The sequence below is a fragment of the Nakamurella sp. UYEF19 genome, from assembly GCF_040546275.1.
Taxonomy (GTDB): domain Bacteria; phylum Actinomycetota; class Actinomycetes; order Mycobacteriales; family Nakamurellaceae; genus Nakamurella.
In genome coordinates this window covers 39,153-58,510 of record NZ_JBEPNO010000017.1, presented here as the reverse complement: position 1 = coordinate 58,510, position 19,358 = coordinate 39,153, and the positions used below count along the sequence as shown (strand labels likewise).

General features: G+C 67.0%; 18 protein-coding genes. 13 read left to right on the top strand and 5 right to left on the bottom strand.

What is annotated here, in order from left to right:
• Window positions 1-48: 48 nt before the first annotated feature.
• Both ABIB25_RS20230 and ABIB25_RS20225 read right to left on the bottom strand, forming a co-directional pair.
• A complete protein-coding gene (locus ABIB25_RS20230; RefSeq protein WP_354530324.1) occupies window positions 49-1,416 on the bottom strand; it encodes a sensor histidine kinase in 1,368 nt (455 codons plus the stop codon).
• 56 nt (window positions 1,417-1,472) lie between these two features.
• Window positions 1,473-2,216 carry a response regulator gene (locus ABIB25_RS20225; RefSeq protein ID WP_354530371.1) on the bottom strand — a complete coding sequence of 248 codons (744 nt, stop codon included), beginning with the start codon at window positions 2,214-2,216 and terminating at the stop codon, window positions 1,473-1,475.
• A 358-nt stretch (window positions 2,217-2,574) separates the two neighbouring features.
• Here ABIB25_RS20225 and ABIB25_RS20220 point away from each other — a divergent pair, with 358 nt between their 5' ends.
• On the top strand, window positions 2,575-2,724 hold the full coding sequence (locus ABIB25_RS20220) for a hypothetical protein (RefSeq protein WP_354530323.1): 150 nt from the start codon (window positions 2,575-2,577) through the stop codon (window positions 2,722-2,724).
• 84 nt (window positions 2,725-2,808) lie between these two features.
• Here the strand turns inward: ABIB25_RS20220 and ABIB25_RS20215 are convergent, their stop codons facing one another.
• Window positions 2,809-3,756 carry an NAD-dependent epimerase/dehydratase family protein gene (locus ABIB25_RS20215; protein ID WP_354530322.1) on the bottom strand — a complete coding sequence of 316 codons (948 nt, stop codon included), beginning with the start codon at window positions 3,754-3,756 and terminating at the stop codon, window positions 2,809-2,811.
• A gap of 293 nt (window positions 3,757-4,049) precedes the next feature.
• Here ABIB25_RS20215 and rraA point away from each other — a divergent pair, with 293 nt between their 5' ends.
• Complete coding sequence (gene rraA, locus ABIB25_RS20210) at window positions 4,050-4,526, top strand: ribonuclease E activity regulator RraA (RefSeq protein WP_354530321.1); 477 nt, start codon at window positions 4,050-4,052, stop codon at window positions 4,524-4,526.
• On the opposite strand, the gene ABIB25_RS20205 is transcribed toward rraA, so the two are convergent.
• On the bottom strand, window positions 4,523-5,326 hold the full coding sequence (locus ABIB25_RS20205) for an SDR family NAD(P)-dependent oxidoreductase (protein ID WP_354530320.1): 804 nt from the start codon (window positions 5,324-5,326) through the stop codon (window positions 4,523-4,525). The genes rraA and ABIB25_RS20205 overlap by 4 nt on opposite strands.
• 219 nt (window positions 5,327-5,545) lie before the next feature.
• Here ABIB25_RS20205 and ABIB25_RS20200 point away from each other — a divergent pair, with 219 nt between their 5' ends.
• Genes ABIB25_RS20200 through ABIB25_RS20180 form a run of 5 tightly spaced genes read left to right on the top strand, consistent with a single transcriptional unit; the run spans window position 5,546 to window position 10,310 of the window.
• Window positions 5,546-6,247 carry a GntR family transcriptional regulator gene (locus ABIB25_RS20200; RefSeq protein WP_354530319.1) on the top strand — a complete coding sequence of 234 codons (702 nt, stop codon included), beginning with the start codon at window positions 5,546-5,548 and terminating at the stop codon, window positions 6,245-6,247.
• A 56-nt stretch (window positions 6,248-6,303) separates the two neighbouring features.
• Window positions 6,304-7,017 (top strand): creatininase family protein, encoded by a 714-nt coding sequence (locus ABIB25_RS20195; protein WP_354530318.1) that lies wholly within the window; start codon window positions 6,304-6,306, stop codon window positions 7,015-7,017.
• On the top strand, window positions 7,014-7,718 hold the full coding sequence (locus ABIB25_RS20190; protein WP_354530317.1) for an SDR family NAD(P)-dependent oxidoreductase: 705 nt from the start codon (window positions 7,014-7,016) through the stop codon (window positions 7,716-7,718). The genes ABIB25_RS20195 and ABIB25_RS20190 overlap by 4 nt, the downstream gene beginning before the upstream one ends.
• Window positions 7,705-9,123 (top strand): M20/M25/M40 family metallo-hydrolase, encoded by a 1,419-nt coding sequence (locus ABIB25_RS20185; protein ID WP_354530316.1) that lies wholly within the window; start codon window positions 7,705-7,707, stop codon window positions 9,121-9,123. The genes ABIB25_RS20190 and ABIB25_RS20185 overlap by 14 nt, the downstream gene beginning before the upstream one ends.
• Window positions 9,120-10,310, top strand: coding sequence for a dipeptidase (locus tag ABIB25_RS20180; protein WP_354530315.1), 1,191 nt, complete (start codon window positions 9,120-9,122; stop codon window positions 10,308-10,310). Before ABIB25_RS20185 ends, ABIB25_RS20180 begins: the two co-directional genes overlap by 4 nt.
• Window positions 10,311-10,319: 9 nt before the next feature.
• Here the strand turns inward: ABIB25_RS20180 and ABIB25_RS20175 are convergent, their stop codons facing one another.
• Window positions 10,320-12,452, bottom strand: a complete 2,133-nt coding sequence (locus ABIB25_RS20175; protein WP_354530314.1) for an amidase family protein — start codon at window positions 12,450-12,452, stop codon at window positions 10,320-10,322.
• A 179-nt stretch (window positions 12,453-12,631) separates the two neighbouring features.
• Between ABIB25_RS20175 and ABIB25_RS20170 the strand changes: the two genes are divergently transcribed.
• The 6 genes from ABIB25_RS20170 to ABIB25_RS20145 are packed head-to-tail and all read left to right on the top strand — an operon-like array spanning window position 12,632 to window position 19,357.
• Window positions 12,632-14,368 (top strand): ABC transporter substrate-binding protein, encoded by a 1,737-nt coding sequence (locus ABIB25_RS20170; protein WP_354530313.1) that lies wholly within the window; start codon window positions 12,632-12,634, stop codon window positions 14,366-14,368.
• Between the two features lie 40 nt (window positions 14,369-14,408).
• Window positions 14,409-15,350 carry an ABC transporter permease gene (locus ABIB25_RS20165; protein ID WP_354530312.1) on the top strand — a complete coding sequence of 314 codons (942 nt, stop codon included), beginning with the start codon at window positions 14,409-14,411 and terminating at the stop codon, window positions 15,348-15,350.
• A complete protein-coding gene (locus ABIB25_RS20160; protein WP_354530311.1) occupies window positions 15,347-16,207 on the top strand; it encodes an ABC transporter permease in 861 nt (286 codons plus the stop codon). Before ABIB25_RS20165 ends, ABIB25_RS20160 begins: the two co-directional genes overlap by 4 nt.
• Window positions 16,204-17,280, top strand: a complete 1,077-nt coding sequence (locus ABIB25_RS20155) for an ABC transporter ATP-binding protein (protein ID WP_354530310.1) — start codon at window positions 16,204-16,206, stop codon at window positions 17,278-17,280. Before ABIB25_RS20160 ends, ABIB25_RS20155 begins: the two co-directional genes overlap by 4 nt.
• Complete coding sequence (locus ABIB25_RS20150) at window positions 17,277-18,413, top strand: ABC transporter ATP-binding protein (RefSeq protein WP_354530309.1); 1,137 nt, start codon at window positions 17,277-17,279, stop codon at window positions 18,411-18,413. The genes ABIB25_RS20155 and ABIB25_RS20150 overlap by 4 nt, the downstream gene beginning before the upstream one ends.
• Window positions 18,410-19,357: a glycosylasparaginase gene (locus ABIB25_RS20145; protein ID WP_354530308.1), complete on the top strand. Its 948-nt coding sequence runs from the start codon at window positions 18,410-18,412 to the stop codon at window positions 19,355-19,357. Before ABIB25_RS20150 ends, ABIB25_RS20145 begins: the two co-directional genes overlap by 4 nt.
• Window position 19,358 lies beyond the last annotated feature (1 nt).

Here is a 19,358-nt window from a genome sequence, read left to right as displayed (position 1 = left end):
GCGAAGCCTGCCCGGGCCGTCAAGGTTTCTCGGCTCCTGTCGGCACGGTCAGGACGACGAGGCGTGAGCGTCGATCAGTGGCGACCTGGTGGCGGGTAGTACTGCGCTGACGGCGGTTCCGCCGTCGGGCCCCACGACGAAGGTCAGGCTTCCGCCTTGCTCGAAAAGGCGGTCGCGGAGGAGTCGAAGGCCGAGGTGGCCTTCGGCTCGCCGGTCCAGACGGCCGTGGTCGATCCCGATGCCGTTGTCGATGATGTCGAGCCGCACGACAGGATGATGCTCGTCGACGGTTTCCATCTTGAGCACGACGCGGACCTGGGTTGCTCTGGCGTGTTCGGCCACGTTGGCCAGCACCTCCCGGCCTACCCGGAACAGGGTCGTGACCACCTGACCGGCCAGGTCCTCCGGGACCGACTGGGCGCTGACGTCGACGAGGATGCCGCGGGCTCGCAGCGGTATCGCCAGGTCGGCGATGGTCTGCGGCAGTTGCGCTGCTCCCAGATCCGGCGGGTAGAGGTCGATCATCATCCGACGCAACGATTCGATCGCCTGCTGGGTCGTGTCCTGCATCGTCTCCAGCAGTGCCTGGTGTTCCGCCGGAACGGCTCGGGTGACGGCACCCAGCCCATAGCCGATGCCGGCCAGATCCTGGATCGGGCCGTCGTGCAGGTCGGCTGCGATCCGGATCCGCTCCTGCTCCGAAACAATCAGCGTCCGCTCCAGCAGGGCACTGCGTTCGACCTGCTGCCGGCGGACTCGTCGTGCCAACGAGATGGCGATGGGAACCTGGATGATCTGCAACAACAGGAGCGGTATCAACACCAGGGGCAGCATCTGCCGCAGGATCAGGTCGGCCGTGGCGTTGACACGGGCATAGTCGAAGTACGCCTCCAGGGCCAGGGCCGGGTGCTCGCCGTCGGGAAAGGGTACGTAGACCTCGACGAGTCCCTCGTTCGACGGACTGAGCCCCGGATGGCCCACCTCGGCCGCCTGGGTGAAGTCCGAGCTCACCACACCGCCATCGATCGCGGCCAGGACCTCGTCGGGCACCGTGAACGTTCGCCCCACATCGTCGGGATCACTGGCCCACAAGACCTTCCCGGTCCGATCCCAGGCGAGCAGTTCCACCAGGTACCCGTCTCGCAGCCGGTCCGCGATCGCCAGGTCCAGATCGCGCCGCTGGTCGGATCGGGTCTCGAATGCCATGGGCAGCAGCGGTGCCACCACGTAGTCCGCGAGCCTGCTGGTCATCCGCTCCGCATCTCCGAAGGCCTGGTGCTGCGCCACCGACCGACTGGCCACGATGGCGCCGAATCCAAGGACGCACAGGGTCACCGCTGCGACCGTGAAGAAGATCAACAGCTGTCGCCGGACGGTGATGTGCCGTCCGACGCCCTGCGGGCGGCTAGCGCGCATCCGTGGCACGGTACGCGCCGCTCGGATCCCGGGAGAGCCGACCGAGGGCAACGCCTCTACCGTCGGTCATGATCTCCGTGACCACCTGGAACTCCGATGATGCCGAGTCTCTGGGCCTTGATCACTGCCTCGAGTTGGGTAGCGACACCGAGTTTGGTGTGCAGGGACTTCATGTAGCCACGGCAGGTGTGCACGCTGACTCCGAGAACCCTTGCGATCGCTTCGGTTTGGACACCACGACCTAGGTACGTGATCACCTCGAGCTCGCGATGGGTCAGGGCGACGGCAGTGGCATCCTGCTGGATGCGTGACGCCCGGGCCGGGGTGTTGAAGGTGGAGGGCGCCACGAGCATCTGCCCCGCCCTCACCCGGGTCAGGACGTCGATCATCTCGGTCAGTGATCCGCCCTTGGGGATGAAGGCGGAGGCCCCGGCCTGGGCGGCCCGGGAGATCCATTCGGGTTCGGTGTAGGCCGTCACCACGGCGATGACGGAATCCGGGGCCACGTCTCGGATTCGACGGGTGGCGAACAGCCCATCCTGCTCCGGCATGTGGAGGTCCATCACCACGACGCTCGGTTTCAGTGCGGCTGCACGCGAGATACCGCTCGCAGCGCTCGTCGCCACTCCGATGCACAGCATGCCCGGGATGGTATTCAAGGCCGCCGCCAGCAATTCTGCGAACGAGCGATGGTCATCGATGATCAAAATGGTGATGACGGGGTGAACGTTGGCCGGAGGGGTTGGGCCGTCGGTATCGCTGCGGTCGACTGCTCTACGTTCGATTGGACTGCGTTCCATTGCGCTGACGGACATCGATGTCCCCTTCGTTTCCTTCACACTGGTCCAAACGGGCCACCCTTGTCCAGTTTGTCCGCAGAATCCACTTACGGTGGTGAAACCATAGACTGATGGTGTAAGAAATGTCCACTCAGTGACTGTGTGTAGCCCCTACGCAAGCCAGGAGTCACCCACCCTGTTTTGGGGGTTCCGAGACCCCCATCAGCGGGGTAGCGGCTGATCCTCGGATGTCACAGGCTGACTCCGGCGGCCGTCGCGCACCGCGACAACTCGACTTCGGTCGGTGCTCGGGAGTGCCGTGATGCCCGGCGACCGCCTTGGCCTCTGCATCGGTTCCGCAGTTGTGACTCCTGGTGCGATGACGTTCGGCCGATTGTCCGTCCTGCCCGGAACCGGCACGAGGATCCATGAAATCGGCGCAACGGTTCCGACCTACGACATCGCCGCCACGCAGGTGGTCGCCGACCTGGTTGCCGGCTTTCCGGCTACTCCGCCCCGAAGAACCTGAGCAATCCCAGACGACGGCGACGTCGCCGTCGTGCTCCCCACCACCGCCTGATCGGGTTCTGGAGACCCGGCGTGGGGCCGGCGATCAGAGCAGGCCGTTGGCGAGCATCCAGTCAACACCGGTGCGGGCGGCGTCCTCCGGCGCGTGCTGCGGCTGGTAGCCGAGCAGTCGACGGGCCTTCTCGATCGAGACGTGGTGGTTGCGGGAGAGGTGTTGCCAGCTCTGGTCGGCGAACTCGGCCGGGGTGATGCTCCGGAACGACTCCCAGCTGACGGATCGCAGACGGGGCTCCTGCCCGAACCAGGAGGCAGCCGCCGCGGCGAAACCGCGGACCGTCAGTGCGGTGGCCGCCGTGGCGTGAAAGGCATGGCCAGCAGCAGCTTCTCGGTTCGCCAGTGCGAGCTCGAAGAGCTGGGCCACGTCGTCGGCATGGACATGGCTCATGAGCTCCGTGCCGAGGCCGGGCATGCTGAGTTCGAGCCCGGCGGCCAGGATCCGCCAGACCTCCGGGTCCAGATTTCCCAGGGGCCCGATGGGCGCCCACCCCGGACCGCTGATGTGGCCGGGGTGGATGGAGGTGGTGATGAGTCCGCCGGCGGCCGTCTCCTGCTGGAGGGCCTTGGCGATCAACGCCTTCCGGACGCCGTACTCGCCGACGGGCGGAAGCGAGTCCTCTTCCAGTATGGGGACCCGTTGGCTGAGCCCGTGCATCCAGATGGACCCGCAGTGCACCAGGTGCCCGGTGCGTCCCCGGAGCGAATCCACCAGTGCCAGAGCCGATCCCACCGTGAAGCAGACCATGTCGACGACCGCATCCGCGTCCAGGGCCGCCACGAGTCCACCGAAGGTCCCCGCAGCCTCGGCCTCCGCGCGGTCGACGACCACCCGCTCGACCACGTCCCAGGCCGGGTCCTCCAGGTACGGCTTGCTCTGTCCGCGGGTGAGGACGACGACATCGTGGCCGGCCCGGACGAGTCGAGGGATCAGGAACGTACCGACGTGTCCCGATCCCCCGATGACGGCGATCCTCATGACCGGGCCCCGTCCGATCGGTGGGCTTCCCCGACCCGGCGCCGGGTGGTCGTCGAACCGCTGCTCTGCTTCGGCCGGCTGAATCTGTCCATCCCCCGATGCTGCCAGGCCGGCGAGATTGCGCGGTGCCTGGGTTGCGCCGCCCCGCCCGGCACCTCGGAACCTGACCGGCGCGTCTGGAGATCCCGCATGCGAAACTACCGGGGACGGTTTCTCCTTGGCCCGGATGTAACACTTTCGAACGCGCAGCACAGGGCCGGGCGCAGCAGTGCGAGCAAGGGAGTGTTGTGCCGATGTCGACGACGTCAACCGCGGACCTGTCGGATGAATGCGGCGAGAGCCTGGAGTATTGCGACACCCCCTTCCGGAGCTACGGTCGGCGAGCCGCGTTCGCCGGAATGGTCAGCACCGTCAGGTGTTTCGAGGACATCCTCCTGGTGAGATCGATACTCGGGACACCAGGGCACGGTGGGGTGCTGGTCGTCGACGGGGGCGGTTCGAGTCGGGTCGCGCTGCTCGGCGACCAGATGGCGCTACTGGCGATCGACCACGGCTGGGCCGGCGTGATCATCAACGGCGCGGTCCGCGACACCGCTGTGCTCTCCGACCTGGATCTGGGCGTCAAGGCACTGGCGGCCTCCCCCCGCCGGGGCGGCAAGGGCGGCGCCGGCGAGCGCGACGTGCCGGTGTCGTTCGGGGGCGCCACTTTTCGTCCCGGAGATCAGGTCGTCAGCGACGCTGACGGAATCGTCGTGCAGGCCGTCCGCTAGTTGCTGGCCTCTCCGTAGTTGAAGGTCGTGACGCAGCCACCGTCGACGGTGACGATGGATCCGGTCATGAAGGACGACGCGTCGGACGCCAGGAAGAGTGCGACCTCGCCGACCTCGGCCGGTTGTCCCTGCCGGCCCAGTGGCTGCATACCGGCCGCCTTCTCGCGGATGGCGGTGGCCGCGGTGAACTCCTCGGCGCTGAGCCGGGGGCCCCGCCGGCCGAGGCCCGTGTCGATGTAGCCGGGGCAGATCGCGTTCACCCGGATGCCGTCCGGCCCGTAGTCCACAGCCATCTGCCGGGTCAGGTTGATGATGCCGGCCTTGGACGCGCAGTACGCCGCGGCCTTCGGTGCGCCGATGAGTCCGTAGGTCGACGCGGTGTTGATGATCCGCCCGTCCCGCTGTGCCAGGAAGTGGGGAATGGCGAACTTCGAGCAGAGGAAGGTACCGCGCAGGTTGACGTCGATCACCCGGTCGAAGTCGTCCGGCTCGATCTCGTGGAGTCGCTGCTGCCCACCGCCGATCCCGGCGTTGTTCGCCAGGATGTGGACGCCACCGAAACGCTCGACGGTGGCGGCGATCAGATTCCTGGCCTGGTCGGCATCCGAGACATCGGCCGGCACGAAGAGTGCCGAGCCACCCGCTTCGGTGATCTCGCGGACCGTTCGCTCACCGTCGTCCGGCAACACGTCCGACACCGTGACGTTGGCCCCAGCACCTGCCAGGGCCAACGCGATGGCTCGGCCGATGCCGTTTCCGGAGCCGGTGACCACAGCGGTCCTGCCGTCGATCCTCGTCATCGTGCTGCCTCCTGGTCGGGGTGGTGTCGTGCGGGATTCTGCGAATGTCGGATGCCCGAAGATCAACTTGTTCCCAGACATGTAACACCGCAGGGGTTCTCCGGGGGACCCGGATGGTACACAATACGCAGTAGACCATATGGAACCAACGGACCTCGTGGAACACTGAGTGTGCAGGCACCCATGATCTGCGAGGCACCCCGAGATCGCGAGGTACCGATGATCGAGAGCGCCCCCGCGCTTCCCGGGTTGAGCCACGACTCGATCGCGATCACGGCGGCCGCCTGGATCACCGATCGTATTCTCGAAGGGCGTATCGGACCGGGGGAGAAGGTCACCGAGGCCAGCCTCGCCGAGCAGATGGGTGTCAGCCGGTCGCCGGTTCGTGAGGCGCTGCGCGCGCTCTCCCGCGGGGGATTGATCATCGTGGAACCACGACGAGGTGCGTTCGTCGCGGAACTCGACCTGGAGAACGCCGCCGACCTGTACGCCTGCCGGCTGCTGCTGGAACCGCGGTGCAGCGGACTTGCAGTGCAGGACATGGACGACCGGCGGGCCCGGATGCTGAAGGAGATCTTCTCACGGATGCGCGGTGCGGCCGAGCATCGGGATACCTCCGGATACGTGCTCGCGCTGAAGGACTACAACTGGAACCTGTTGGACGCGTGCCCGAACCGGCTGCTGTTCGGGTTCGCCGAATCGTCCTGGCAGGCCTCGCTCAGATATTGGGATCTGTTGGTTCGCAGTTCGCCGAACTACCTCACGAAGTCGCTGCGGCGCAATCGCGGTATCCAGGTCGCCATCGAGACCCGCAACGCAGCGGAGGCGGAGCGGGTCGCAACGGCGGTGCTGGAGTTCGGCCGCGCCGAGCTGATCAAACTGCTGTCGAGGCTGCCGTCCAAGCAATCGTCGGCGGTGTAGCGCTCGGAAACCAGTAGATGTTCGGATCGGTCCATTCTCGGAAGGAGGCTCAACAGGTGCGATTGTTCGACTTCAACTGGCAGCAGGTCCAGGACTATCTCCAGCACGACGACCGGGTGGTGCTGCCGATCGGCTCGACCGAGCAGCATGGCCTGCTCTCCCTCGGCACCGACGCGATTCTCGCTGAACGAGTTGCCGTCGAGGCAGCCGAACCGCTCGGGCTACCGGTGCTGCCGGTCCTCCCGTTCGGCATGGCGCCGTACTTCAGCGCGTTCCCCGGAAGTCTCACCCTCCGGATGACGACGTACGTCGCGGTCGTCCGTGACCTGCTGGACACGTTGTCCGGTCAGGGGTTTCGGCGCATCGCCGTGGTCAACGGCCACGGCGGCAACGCGCCGGTGCTCGGTGCGATCCGGGAATGGGTCAGCGAACCCCGCGACCACCGGATGCAGGTCGTCTTCACGAGTTGGTACGCAGCGCCCAAGGTGGCCGCGCTCGCCGAATCCCACGAGGCCGATCCGACCCACGGCGGCTGGTTCGAGAATTTCCCGTGGACGAGACTTCCCGGTGTGGCCATGCCGGAAGGGCCGAAACCGCACACCTCCCGGGATCTGGTCGCGCAGTCGTCAGCGGCGGACCTCCGCGAGTTGCTGGGCGACGGAAGCTTCGGCGGCTCGTACGAACTCCCGGACGAGATCATGACGGAGATCTGGCGGACGGGTGTGGCCGAGGTTCGCGAACTGCTCGAGACAGGGTGGGCCTTCTCATGATCGGATCAGGTCTCACCGGACGGGTCGCCGTCGTCACCGGCACCGCCCATGGCATCGGAGCGGCAATCGCGGCGGCGCTGTCCGACGAGGGCGCGGAGGTCAACGGCATCGACCGCGACGAGGTCGACGTCTCGGATTCCATTGCGGTGAAGGCATTCTTCCAGGCGTTGCCTGCCGTGGACATCCTGGTCAACAACGCCGGCGGCGTGGTCGGCCAGACGCACACGCCGATCGAGGACGTCACCGACGACGCCTGGCAGGCGGTGTTCGACGCCAACCTCACCTCCACCTTCAACTGCACCCGCGCGGTCGCACCCCTGATGAAGGCCGCCGGGTGGGGGCGGATCGTCAACATCTCCTCCGGGGCCGGTCGCAGCGTCAGCCTGACCGGGATCCAGGCCTACACCAGCGCGAAGGCCGGCCAGATCGGGTTCACCCGTCAGATGGCCCACGAGCTGGGGCCCTTCGGCATCACGGTGAACTGCATCGCTCCCGGATTCGTGCTGTCGAACCCCACCACGCAGAAGCAGTGGGAGAGCTACGGCGAGGACGGGCAGGCCTCGTTGGTGAACAGCATCGCGCTGCGCCGCCTCGGGAGCGCCTCCGACATCGCCGACGGGGTGCGGTGGTTCACCTCCGATCTGGCCTCGTGGGTCACCGGACAGACGATCTCGATCGATGGTGGACATGCTTTCTTTTGAGCCGGCCGACGACCGGTACATTGCGGAACTCACGGAGTACGTCGCGATCCCCAGCGTGAGTCTCGACGCCACCCGCGAGACCATGCTCGAGGCCGCCCGCTGGGTCCTGGCCAAACTCGACTTCGCCGACGCCCGGATCGTCGAGACCGGCGGCCATCCGGCGGTGATCGGCGGCTGGACGGGCTTACCGGGCGCGCCGACGGTGCTGATCTACGGCCACTACGACGTCCAGCCGACGGGCGACCTGGAGGAATGGATCACGCCTCCGTTCGAGCTGTCGGTGGCCGACGGCCGGCTCCGTGGGCGTGGCGTCACCGACGACAAGGGGCCGGTCTACATCGCGCTCGAGGTCCTGCGGCAGTTCATCGTGCAGGAGGGTGCGCTCCCGCTCAACGTCCGATTCCTCTTCGAGGGCGAGGAGGAGATCGGCAGCCCACACCTGCCCGACTACGTGCGGTCGCACGCGGAGGAATTCGCCGCCGATCTCGTCATCTCCGCCGACGGAGCGATGTGGCGGCCGACCGAGCCGTCGTTGTCGGTGGCGTCGAAAGGCCTGCTGGCGCTGGACATCGAGGTCACCGGCGCCAACCGCGACCTGCACTCCGGCCGGTACGGGGGTACCGTCGCCAATCCGGTGCACGCACTGGTCCGGATACTGGCCGGCCTGCACCACGCCGACGGCAGCATCGCCGTCGCCGGCTTCGACGACGGCATCCCCCCGCTCGGCGAACTGGAGAGGGTCGAGATCGCTGCCGTCGCCTTCGACGAGGACGACTACCGCGAGGAACTGGGCCTGACGGAGCTGTTCGGGCAACCGGGACTCACGACGCTGCAACGGCTCTGGACGCGGCCGACGCTCGAGATCAACGGGATCAGCGGCGGTGGTCCGTACACCGTCATTCCGCATCGTGCCTCGGCGCACCTCACCTGTCGACTGGTGCCGGGGCAGGATCCGGCCCACGTGGCCGTCGCCATCGAGAAACATGTGGCCGATGTCGATGTTCCCGGTGTCCGGGTGGCGGTCGTTGTCGAGAAGGGAGCGGTCGCCGCCTATACGATTCCGCCGGATCATCCGGCGATCGCGGCGGCCCGTCAGGCCCTGTCCGAGGTCTACCCCGGGCAACCTGTGCTGCTGGCCAGGATCGGCGGAACCCTCCCTGCCACCGTGCTTTTCGAGGAAGTACTCGGCGCCAAGACGCTGTTCTTCTCTTTCTCCACGGCGGACGAACTGCTGCATGCGCCGAACGAGTTCCTCCGGATCCCCCGGCTGCGGGAGGGCATGCAAGCCTGGGAGGGCTTGCTGCGACTGCTCGCCGCCGGTGAGCACCGGCTGGCGCCGATCGTCCTGCCCACCCCGTCCCCATCAACCTCACCGGCGACGTCATCAACCGCGGCCGAGCGATGACGGGCTACACGTCGTACTCCTACCTACCGCCCGGCGAGCGGCCGGAGTTCGACCTCGACCCCGAGTTCGACCGGGTGCCGGAATACGACCTCGGCCTCGACACCGAGCAGGCAGAGCGGGCCGAGAGGTTGCTGGCGCAGAACGTCGTGATCAGCCTGCACGATCATCCCGTTCGCTTTCCCCGGGACATGGCGAACACCCCCGCCTACAACCGGACCGCGCGCCAGCACACGGCTTTCGAGGGTCTACGCCGGTCGGGTATGACCTGCGTCTTCGACAACATGATGGACGGCACCGCCTGCGTCACCGGCCAGGCACCGTGGCGTTGGGACGACATCATCGCCGACCTCGGGATGAGGCAGGCCGACCTCGCCCATCAGCATCACGTCACGGTCGCCCGGACCGTCAAGGACATCCTCGATGCGAAGGAGCAGGGCCAGGTTGCGCTCGTCTTCGGACTCGAGGCGGCCACGCCGATCGAGAACGAGTTGGACCGACTCGACATCCTGTTCGGGCTCGGCCTCCGCCAGATCGGCATCGCCTACAGCGATTCCAACGCCCTCGGCAGTGGCCTGTCCGAACCGGTCGACGGCGGCCTGACCCTCTTCGGCCGCCGGGCCGTCGGGCGGATGAACGCGGTCGGTCTGGCCATCGACATCTCCCACTCGTCGGACCGGACCGGTCTGGACGTCTGCGGTGTCGCGGAGGCGCCGGTCCTGATGACGCACGCGGGTGCCCGCCGGTTGTGGGACATCCCGCGCCTCAAACAGGATCCGGTGCTGCGGGCCGTCGCCGGAACCGGTGGGGTGATCGGCATGTCGGCGGCCCCGCACACGACGATCTCCTACGAACACCGACGGCACACGCTCGACTCGGTGATGGATCACTTCGAGTACATCGCCGAACTGGTCGGCATCGAGCACGTGGCGTTCGGTCCGGATACCCTCTTCGGCGACCACGTCGGATTGCATACAACTTTCGCCCACCTGCTATCGGGGGCCATGCAGTCGGGGGGAAGTGCGCCGGAGCACCCCGAGGTCGAGTACGTGGCCGGGCTGGAGAGCCCGGTCGAGAACTTCCACCACATCGCCGGTTGGCTCGTCAAGCACGGCTACGGCGATGACGACATCGCGCGGGTACTCGGCGGCAACATCCTCCGCGCGCTGCGGAAGATCTGGCCCTCGTAGCTGGAGAATTCAGGCAGGCGTTGCAGCGAGGGCCTTTTCGACCGCTGCGGCAGTACGCAACAGACCCGCGTCGTCGCCGAACGACGCGGCCAGTTGCAGGGCCACCGGTAGTCCATCGGTGGTCAGGCCGCAGGGAAGGACGAGGGCCGGTTGGCCGGTGACGTTGTACGGGGCGCTGAACAGGCCTTCGATCTCGCCGTCGGGGGTGTCGATCGGCGGTGTGTTCTCGGGGGCCGCATAGGGCACCGCAGGACCCAGGAGGACGTCGACCCCATCGAGCAACGCGGCCGCCGACGGCAACAGTGCCGCCCGCTCGACCAGCGCGTCCGTGCTCTGCTTCGCGGTGACCTCCGCCGCGGACCGGAGCAGGCGAAGGGTGGCCGCACCGTAGTGATCCGGGTCGTCCCGCACGCGCTCACCGTGGACCTGCCAGGCCTCCACCATCAAGACATCCCCGAGCAGTTTCTCGAGTCGGGCCAGCGAAGCGCCGTCACGATCGACGATCTCCGCACCGGCGAGCCGCAGACGGTCCACCGCAGCGAGGGTGATGTCCCGCAATTCGGGATCGAGTCGGGGGTCATCGATCTGGTCGACCAGCAACCCGAGGCGCAGTGGCCGTCCCAGGGGGCTCAGGTTGTAGGTCGTCCCGGTGAGCACTCCCAGCACGCTGGCCGCTGTGGCCACCGAATCGGCCAGGACCCCGACGTGGTCGAAGGTCGGAGACAGTGGGGTGACGCCGGTCTCGGGCACCAGGGAGTGGGTCGGCTTGATGCCGACGACCCCGCAGTACGCCGCCGGGATCCGGATCGAGCCGCCGGTGTCGGTGCCGAGGGCCGCCGGGCACACGCCGGCCCCGACCAGAGCCGCCGAGCCACCGCTCGACCCGCCGGCAGTGCGGTCGGGTCGAACCGGGTTCCGGGCCTCGGGAAGGTCGTCGTGCGGTGCGCCCGCCGCGTATTCGAGTAGACCCGCGAGCGCGAAGACGTCGGCGCCGGCTTCGCGCAGCGCCAGGACGACCGGCGCATCGGTGGTGGCGGGCGGACCCGCCATGTCCTGCGGATTCCCGTTCCCACGAGGGTATCCGGCGACGTCGATCATGTCCTTCACGGCGATTGCCATGCCGTGCAGGGCCCCGCCCGGCGCGCGTCTGGGTGCACTGATCATCCGGCTCACGGCATTCAGTGGACGTCCGAGCCGTTCGGCCCTCTCGTAGGTCGCCAGTAGATCGAGATTCGCCGCCTCGCACGTCCGTTCGCCGCGTTCGATGGCCCGGATGATCTCCGCGACGTAGTGCGTCAGGGGGCCATTCAGCACCTCGATCTGCTCGCCCACCTCCGTCGGACGTCTGCGCACCATGAGATCGCGGTAGATGCCACTGTGGGACTTGGCGCTCCCGCGGTTGAAGACCACCAGGCGGGCGAGTGAACCTTCCAGGTCGTCTGGGTCGAAACCGTCGAAGGGCAGGGGACTGACTGGTGACTGCGCCAGCACCTCCCGCGCCAGCGCCAACATCAGCGGTCGATACTGCGGCAGTTCAAGGTGATCGGCGATCGAGAGGTCGGAGACGGCCCCGGCGAACAACATCGATCCGTAGGCCTCCTTCGACCACAGATGGCCCAGGATGCTGTCCGTCGCCTCGGCATATGGGAGCGCCTCCGCAATCGTTTGCAGTCGTTCCGTCATCGCTCCGTCGAGCTCACCGATCCGGAAGGTCCCGACGTTGCCCTGCAGGATCACGCCGGGGCCCATCACGTCGGCACCGAAGTTCACGAAACAGACGAGCAGACGATCGAGACCGGCTGCGTCACCGAGAACTTCGGCCGTCAGACCGTTCTGCATCGAGACCACCACGGCATCGGCGGCGAGCCGGCCGCGGAGCAGGTCCGCGGCCGAACGGGTGTGGTGCGTCTTGACCGACACGATGACAACGCCGTCCAGGACGTCCGGCAGGGCTTGGGGCTCGACAGCCGGGATGTGTACCGCGAACTCGCCGACCGGACCGGTGATCCGCAGGCCGCTCGCGTTGATGGCGGCGACGTGATCGGCGTCGGAGTCGCACAGCAGGACTTCGTGACCGGCCCGGGCCAGGTGCGCGCCGACGGTACCTCCGATGGCGCCTGCGCCGATGATCGTGAATTTCATTCCGACGATCTCCGTCCAGAAAGCACGAGACGCAACTACTCCCGGCGAAATGAGAATGTAACTTTCCGGTGATCCCCGAGTGGTCCTTGCGTCCCTAGAATTGCACTACTAGCCTGGCGATTGCATACAGTACACCGCAAATACTGAGCGCCCGGGAACCTTTCGAGGAGAGCATCCTGATGAACATCGACGACAACGGAACGACCGCAGCCCGGGCGGCAGCCATGGCTGCCCACCAGATCACCCGGCGCAACGCCCTGCGCATGGGTGCGCTCGGGTTGGGTGGGGTCGGCGTCAGCGCCTTCCTGGCTGCGTGCGGAACGAACAACACCAGCACGCCCACCAGCAGCAGTGTCAGCAGCGCCCCCAGCAGTGCTGCCGGCGGAGCGACGAGCGCGAGCAGTGCTGCCGGCACCGGCGCCGCGAGCAGCAGCCCGGCCACCAGTGGCAGTTCCGCGGTGCCGGCCGGCAAGAACGGTGGCGACGTCATCATCGCGCGAGCGCAGGACTCGGTCGACTTCGACAAGACCATGGTCTTCAGCAATGCCTCGATCTGGGTCTACGTCCAGATCTGGGAGGGCCTGACGATCGGCAGCAAGGACGGCACGTCGGTCGAGCCGTGGCTGGCCACCAGCTGGACCCAGTCGGCGGACAAGCTCACCTGGACGTTCAAGTTGCGGACCGACGTGAAGTTCAGCGACGGGACCCCGATGACCTCGGCCGACGTGAAGTTCTCGCTCGACGAGGCCAGCTCGACCAAGGGCGGCTGGGAATTCATCAACTCGGCCATCGAGAAGATCACCACGCCCGACGCCTCGACGGTCGTCATCAAGACCAAGTACCAGTGGGCCCCGTTGTTGGCCGACCTGGCCTGCCCGAGCAACGGCATCGTCCCCAACAAGTACGGCGGCCGCGCGAAGAAGGCGTTCTACACCTCGCCGATCGGGACCGGCCCGTACGTCTGGGACACCTGGAACAAGGGCAGCAAGCTGACCCTGAAGAAGAACCCCGCCTACTGGCGGACGGGCCTGCCCTACCTGGATTCCGTTTCCTGGCAGGTGGTTCCGGACGACAACACCCGCAACGTGATGATCCAGGGCAACACGGCCCAGATCAACGAGAACCCGCCCTTCTCCACCATCGACCAGCTCAAGGGAGTGGCCGGCGCCGCCGTCACCCTCTTCCCGTCGACGCGGACCGACTACATCCTGATGAACCAGAAGCGGGCGCCCTTCAACGATGTGCACGTCCGTCGCGCGATCTCGTACGCGATCGATCGGGAGGCACTGGTCAAGACGGTGCTGTTCGGCAACGGCACGCCGGCCAACTCGCTGTTCATGCCGACGGTGCCCTTCTACGACAAGAACACTCCCGGCCAGACCTACGACATGACCAAGGCGAAGGCCGAGTTGGCGATGTCCAAGTTCCCCGCCGGCATCAAGATCACCTATCTCGCCGCGTCCGGTGATTCGGTCGACTCCCAGATCGCCCAGATCCTGCAGGCCTCCCTGAAGGAACTCGGCATCACCATGGACATCTCCAACAGCGATCCCAGCGCCATCCATGATCTGCAGAACGCCTCCAACTACGACATCAGCCACTCCTACTGGACGATGGACATCCCCGACCCCGACGAACTGGTCCAGTTCGCCGTGTTGCCCTCCGGTGGTGGGCACTCGTTCAACACCAACTACAACAGCGCGGCTGCCCAGTCCCTGGCCACCCAGGCCCAGAAGACGTTCGACACCGCGGCCCGTCAGGCGCTGTACACGAAACTGCAGGCGCTGCTGGCCGAGGACGCCTTCCTCCCGCCGCTGTTCTACCAGCCGTTCCCCTACGCCACCCGGACCTCGGTCCAGAACTTCTTCGTGAAGCCCACCGGGCTCTACGACATGGCTGTCGTCTCGCTCGCGTAGTGGACCTGGTGGAAGAGGGCGGAACGAGCGACTCAGAGCGATGAAGTATCTCCTGTACGTCCTGCGGCGCCTTGTCACGTTGATCCCGGTGTTGTTCGGCATCAGCCTCCTGGTGTTCCTGCTGCTCAAGATCGTGCCGGGCGATCCTGCCGTCACGCTCCTTGGCTCCCACGTCACCGACGAGGGCGTTGCGGCACTGCACCAACAACTCGGACTCGATCTTCCGTTGTGGAAGCAGTACGGTTCGTTCCTGGGCAAGCTGCTGCACGGTGATCTCGGTGAGTCCTACCAGTATCGGTCGAGCGTGTCGTCGTTGGTGTTCCAGAACCTGGTACCGACGATCTGGCTGATCGTCGCTGGTGCGCTGTTCGCGGTGATCATCTCGGTGCCTCTGGCGGTCTGGGCCGCTAGCCACCGAAATGGGTTCGGCGACAACACGATCCGGACGATCCCGTTGATCGGTCTCGGCATGCCGGCGTTCTGGCTCGGCATCATGCTGGTCCTGCTGCTGTCCCTCAAGGCCGGCGCGTTTCCCGCCTCCGGCTTCGGCGACGGTTTCGAGAACCACCTGAAATCGATTGTCCTGCCGGGTATCACCGTGGCGCTCGCACTGGTGCCGATCCTGGTGCGCAGCCTGCGGGCCAGCATGATCGATGTGTTGCAGAGCGACTACGTGACCACTGCGCGGGCAAAGGGTCTCACCGGTCGCCGGGTCGTCTTCGGCCATGCCCTCCGGAATGCGGCGATCTCGTCCATCACCGTGCTGGGGGTGAACATCGCGTATCTGATCGGCTCGACCGTGGTGGTCGAGAAGGTCTTCGCGCTCAACGGGGTGGGGTACCTGATGCTGACGGCGATCTTCAACCGGGACTTCCCGATCGTCCAGGGCGTCACCCTGGTGTTCGCGGTGATGGTCGTACTGGTCAATCTGCTGACCGACATGACGCATGCGGCGCTCGACCCGAGGGTTCGGCTCGCATGACGACCCTGACCGCGAAGGGCCCGACCGTCGCCCGGGCGAAGAGGTCCCGCCGACGTCGGCGCAATGTTCCGCTGGTCGCCGGCCTCAGCCTCCTCGCATTGATCGTGCTCGCGGCGATCTTCGCGCCGTTGCTCACTCCGTGGGACCCGATCCAGCAGGACCTGGTCAACGCCAGATCTGCCCCGGGCACTCCGGGTCACCTGCTCGGGACCGATGCGCTCGGCCGAGATGTGTTGTCCCGGTTGCTGTACGGCGCGCGGGTCGACCTGCGGGTGGGTTTCCTGGCGGTGATCAGCCCATTCATCATCGGGACCGTGCTCGGCCTCGTCTCGGGCTGGTTCGGTGGTTGGATCGACTGGATCATCATGCGGATCGTCGACGTCGTCATCGCCTTCCCGTTCTTCGTCCTGGTGATCGCCATCGTGTTCGCCCTGGGTGCCGGTACCGGCAGTGTCTACGTGGCCATCACCCTGGTCGGGTGGGTGGCGTACTGCCGGATCGTCCGCGGCGAGGTGCTGGTGGCCAAGGAGCAGGAGTACGCCCTCGCCGCCCGGGCCAGCGGCCTACCCACCTGGCGCATTCTCTTCCGGCATGTGCTGCCCAATGTGGTGCTGCAGGCCGTCGTCTACTCGATGAGCGACATCGTGCTGACCATCCTGGCTCTCGTCACGCTCGGGTACCTCGGCCTCGGGGTGCCGCCGCCGACGCCGGACTGGGGATCGATGATCTCCGACGGACAGCAGTTCCTGCTGACCCAGTGGTACCTCGCGACCATCCCCGGGCTGGCCGTCGTCATCACCGGCCTGGCCCTCGCGTTGGTCGCCGACGGCCTGGTGGAACGGTTCGGTCGGCGATGACGGCGCTGATGGAAGTCCGTGACCTGCAGGTCGAGATCCCCCTGCCGCACGGAAATCTGCGGGCCATCCGCGGAGTATCGCTGCGGGTCGAACCCGGTGAGGCGATCGGCATCGTCGGGGAGTCCGGCTCGGGCAAGAGCATCACCCTGCGCGCCCTGCTCGGTCTCCTGCCGCAGCCGGCGAAGGTGACCGGGGGCTCGATCCTGCTCGACGGGGTCGACATCACCGGAATGCCCGCCTCGCGGCGGCAGAAGCTGTTGACCGACGCGGTGTCGATGGTCTTCCAGGATTCGCTGACCGCGCTGAACCCGGTGATGCGGGTAGGTGAACAGATCGCCGAGGTGCCGCGGCGGAAACTCGGGATGTCCCGCACGGCAGCGCATGCCCGCGCCGTCGACCTGATGGAGCAGGTGGGCATCCCGGAACCGGAACGCCGCTACCGGGCCTATCCGCACGAGCTGTCCGGCGGGATGCGCCAGCGCATCTGCATCGCAATCGCGCTGTCCACCGATCCGCGACTGATCCTGGCCGACGAGCCCACCACCGCTCTGGACGTCACCATCCAGGCCCAGGTGCTCGAGGTGATCGAGACCCTGCGCCGGGAGAAGCAACTCGGGCTGATCTTCGTCAGCCACGACCTGGCCGTGGTCAGCCAGACCTGTTCCAGGGTCTACGTCATGTACGCCGGGCGGGTCGTCGAATCCGGCGAGATCCGCACCATGCTGCGGGATTCACGCCATCCGTACACCTACGCGCTCCTGCGTTCGGTCCCCGACCCGGATGCTCCGGTCCACCGGCTGATCACCATCCCCGGGCAGCCGCCCGACCTCACCACCACGGTCGACGGGTGTTCGTTCGCGCCCCGGTGTGCATTTGCGGTTGCCGAATGCACCACGCAGGACCCGCCGCTGGTGCCGGTCCTGCGCGACGGCTCGCACGTCACGGCCTGCCTGCGCTGGGAGACCGCTCCGGAGTGGGCGGAGTGGTCGAAGCTCGTCGAATCCACCGTCGAATCCACTGTGCACACTGCGTCGAAGCGGCCAGCACCGATGGTCTCGGTGGTCAAGGCGTGAGCACGGGCATGGAGGTCTCCGGGACGAACCCGGCCACCACCGCCGGGGAGGAGGTGCTGTCGCTGGAGGGGCTGGTCCAACACTTCACCACCAGTCGCTCCTGGACGGACCGTCTGACCGGGACTGCGCCGCACGTGGTCAAGGCGGTGGACGGGGTGGATCTGACCCTGGCCGCCGGTGAGACCCTCGGGCTGGTCGGGGAATCCGGTTGCGGCAAGTCCACGCTGAGCCGATGCGTCATGGGCCTCTACCAGCCGACCGCCGGCACCGTCCGCTATGCCGGTGAGACGGTCTTCGGCCGGCCATCGCGGGCGCAACGGCGGATGGTGCAGATGGTGTTCCAGGACCCGTACAGCTCGCTCAACCCGCGGATGACGGTCGGCCAGACCCTTGCAGAGCTGTTGCGCTATCACAAGATCGTCCCTCGCGACGGGGTTAGGGCCCGCTGCCTCGAGTTGATGGAACTCGTCGGTCTGCCGCCCGAGGCGCTCGGGCGGACGCCCCGCCAGTTCAGCGGTGGCCAGCGACAGCGGATCGGCATCGCACGTGCCCTCGCGCTCGAGCCGACCGTGCTCATCGCCGATGAACCCGTGTCGGCCCTCGACGTCTCGGTCCAGGCGACGATCATCAATCTGCTGCTCGATCTGAAGCAGACCCTCGGCCTGTCGATGGTCTTCGTCTCGCACAACATGGCGGTGATCCGGCAGGTCAGCGACCGGATCGCGGTGATGTACCGCGGCAAGATCGTCGAAACCGGTCCCACCGCCGACGTTTTCGACCATCCCCAGCACCCCTACACCCAGCTGCTGCTGAGTTCGGTTCCCCGGATGTTGGCGCACGTGGAGATCGCGCCGATCGGCACCGCGGATGCACTGGCAGTGGTCGACGGCGAGCCGGACGCGGACGAATCGCCCTATGCGGCGCATGCGATCGAGGGTGAAGGGGCGGGCTGCCGGTTCCGACCGCGGTGCACCGTCGCCATGTCGAAGTGCTCGGAAGAGCCTGGGCTGCTGCCGGTTCCGACCGTTCGGTCCAATTCGTCCGTGGTCAGCGCCAGCATGCCGCCGTGGTCTGCAGCCTGCTGGCACGTCGAGGAAACGAATGCCCGGAAGAATGTGGAGATGAACTCTTGACCGACCCGATGGTGATGGGCAGCGAGCGGAGCGAGGTCGGGCTGCCCGCCGCGATGGAGATCCTGCGCTCCGGTGGGTCTGCGCTCGATGCGGTCGAAGCCGCCCTGCGGCGGTGCGAGGACAACCTGGAGGACCACTACGTCGGCTCCGGCGGCCTGCCGAACGCGCGTGGTGAGGTCGAACTCGACGCCTCGCTCATGGTGGGGTCGAGCCGGGCCTTCGGCGCAGTTGGCGCTCTGAAGGGCTACCCGAATCCCATCTCGGTGGCTCGGGCCGTCCTCGAGAAGCTGCCGCAGCACGCCCTTCTCGTCGGAGAGGGCGCAGCGCTGTTCGCCGAGGAATGCGGGTTCGCCACCGCAGAACTGCTGACCGAGGAGGCGAAGAGACTGTGGCGCGAGGCCCTGGCCCCGAGCTCCGATTCGGTCGAGGGGGAGAACACCAGCTCCAGCGCCGGAGATGACGCCTACCGCGTTGCCGCCCTGGATCTGGTCCGGCGCCTGTCGCCCCACGACGGACCGTGGGGAACCATCAACGTGCTCGCCCTCGATGCGTCCGGCGAATTGGTGGTCGGCGTCTCGACCAGCGGGTACCCGTACAAATACCCTGGAAGAGTGGGGGATTCGGCCATCGCCGGTGCGGGCAACTACTGCGACCTCCGCTACGGGGGAGCCGCCTGCACCGGCCGGGGAGAGCTCAGCATGCGGGCGATCGGAGCGCGGGCGGTGGTCGAACGGCTGGCCCTCGGAGACGATCCGGAGACCGCCTGCGCAGCCATGCTCGCCGAGGCCGCGATGCTGCCCGATGATTTCCGCGCCGAGTTGCGGACGCTGGCGCTGACACCCGACGGGCGTCACGGTGGCGCGGCCGGCCAGGCCGGTTCCGTCTACGCGCTGATGTCGGTCACCAGCACCGAGCCCGAGTTCTACCCACGGAAAGTGGTGTGAG

Excerpts from the sequence above, each read along its gene's own strand:
- ABIB25_RS20230 (WP_354530324.1), bottom strand. The coding sequence starts at position 1,416 with ATGCGCGCTAGCCGCCCGCAGGGCGTCGGACGGCACATCACCGTCCGG.
- ABIB25_RS20185 (WP_354530316.1), top strand. The coding sequence starts at position 7,705 with ATGCTTTCTTTTGAGCCGGCCGACGACCGGTACATTGCGGAACTCACG.
- ABIB25_RS20200 (WP_354530319.1), top strand. The coding sequence starts at position 5,546 with ATGATCGAGAGCGCCCCCGCGCTTCCCGGGTTGAGCCACGACTCGATC.
- ABIB25_RS20170 (WP_354530313.1), top strand. The coding sequence starts at position 12,632 with ATGAACATCGACGACAACGGAACGACCGCAGCCCGGGCGGCAGCCATG.
- ABIB25_RS20215 (WP_354530322.1), bottom strand. The coding sequence starts at position 3,756 with ATGAGGATCGCCGTCATCGGGGGATCGGGACACGTCGGTACGTTCCTG.
- ABIB25_RS20180 (WP_354530315.1), top strand. The coding sequence starts at position 9,120 with ATGACGGGCTACACGTCGTACTCCTACCTACCGCCCGGCGAGCGGCCG.
- ABIB25_RS20205 (WP_354530320.1), bottom strand. The coding sequence starts at position 5,326 with ATGACGAGGATCGACGGCAGGACCGCTGTGGTCACCGGCTCCGGAAAC.
- ABIB25_RS20220 (WP_354530323.1), top strand. The coding sequence starts at position 2,575 with ATGACGTTCGGCCGATTGTCCGTCCTGCCCGGAACCGGCACGAGGATC.
- rraA (WP_354530321.1), top strand. The coding sequence starts at position 4,050 with ATGTCGACGACGTCAACCGCGGACCTGTCGGATGAATGCGGCGAGAGC.
- ABIB25_RS20165 (WP_354530312.1), top strand. The coding sequence starts at position 14,409 with ATGAAGTATCTCCTGTACGTCCTGCGGCGCCTTGTCACGTTGATCCCG.
- ABIB25_RS20155 (WP_354530310.1), top strand. The coding sequence starts at position 16,204 with ATGACGGCGCTGATGGAAGTCCGTGACCTGCAGGTCGAGATCCCCCTG.
- ABIB25_RS20225 (WP_354530371.1), bottom strand. The coding sequence starts at position 2,216 with ATGGAACGCAGTCCAATCGAACGTAGAGCAGTCGACCGCAGCGATACC.
- ABIB25_RS20175 (WP_354530314.1), bottom strand. The coding sequence starts at position 12,452 with ATGAAATTCACGATCATCGGCGCAGGCGCCATCGGAGGTACCGTCGGC.
- ABIB25_RS20190 (WP_354530317.1), top strand. The coding sequence starts at position 7,014 with ATGATCGGATCAGGTCTCACCGGACGGGTCGCCGTCGTCACCGGCACC.
- ABIB25_RS20160 (WP_354530311.1), top strand. The coding sequence starts at position 15,347 with ATGACGACCCTGACCGCGAAGGGCCCGACCGTCGCCCGGGCGAAGAGG.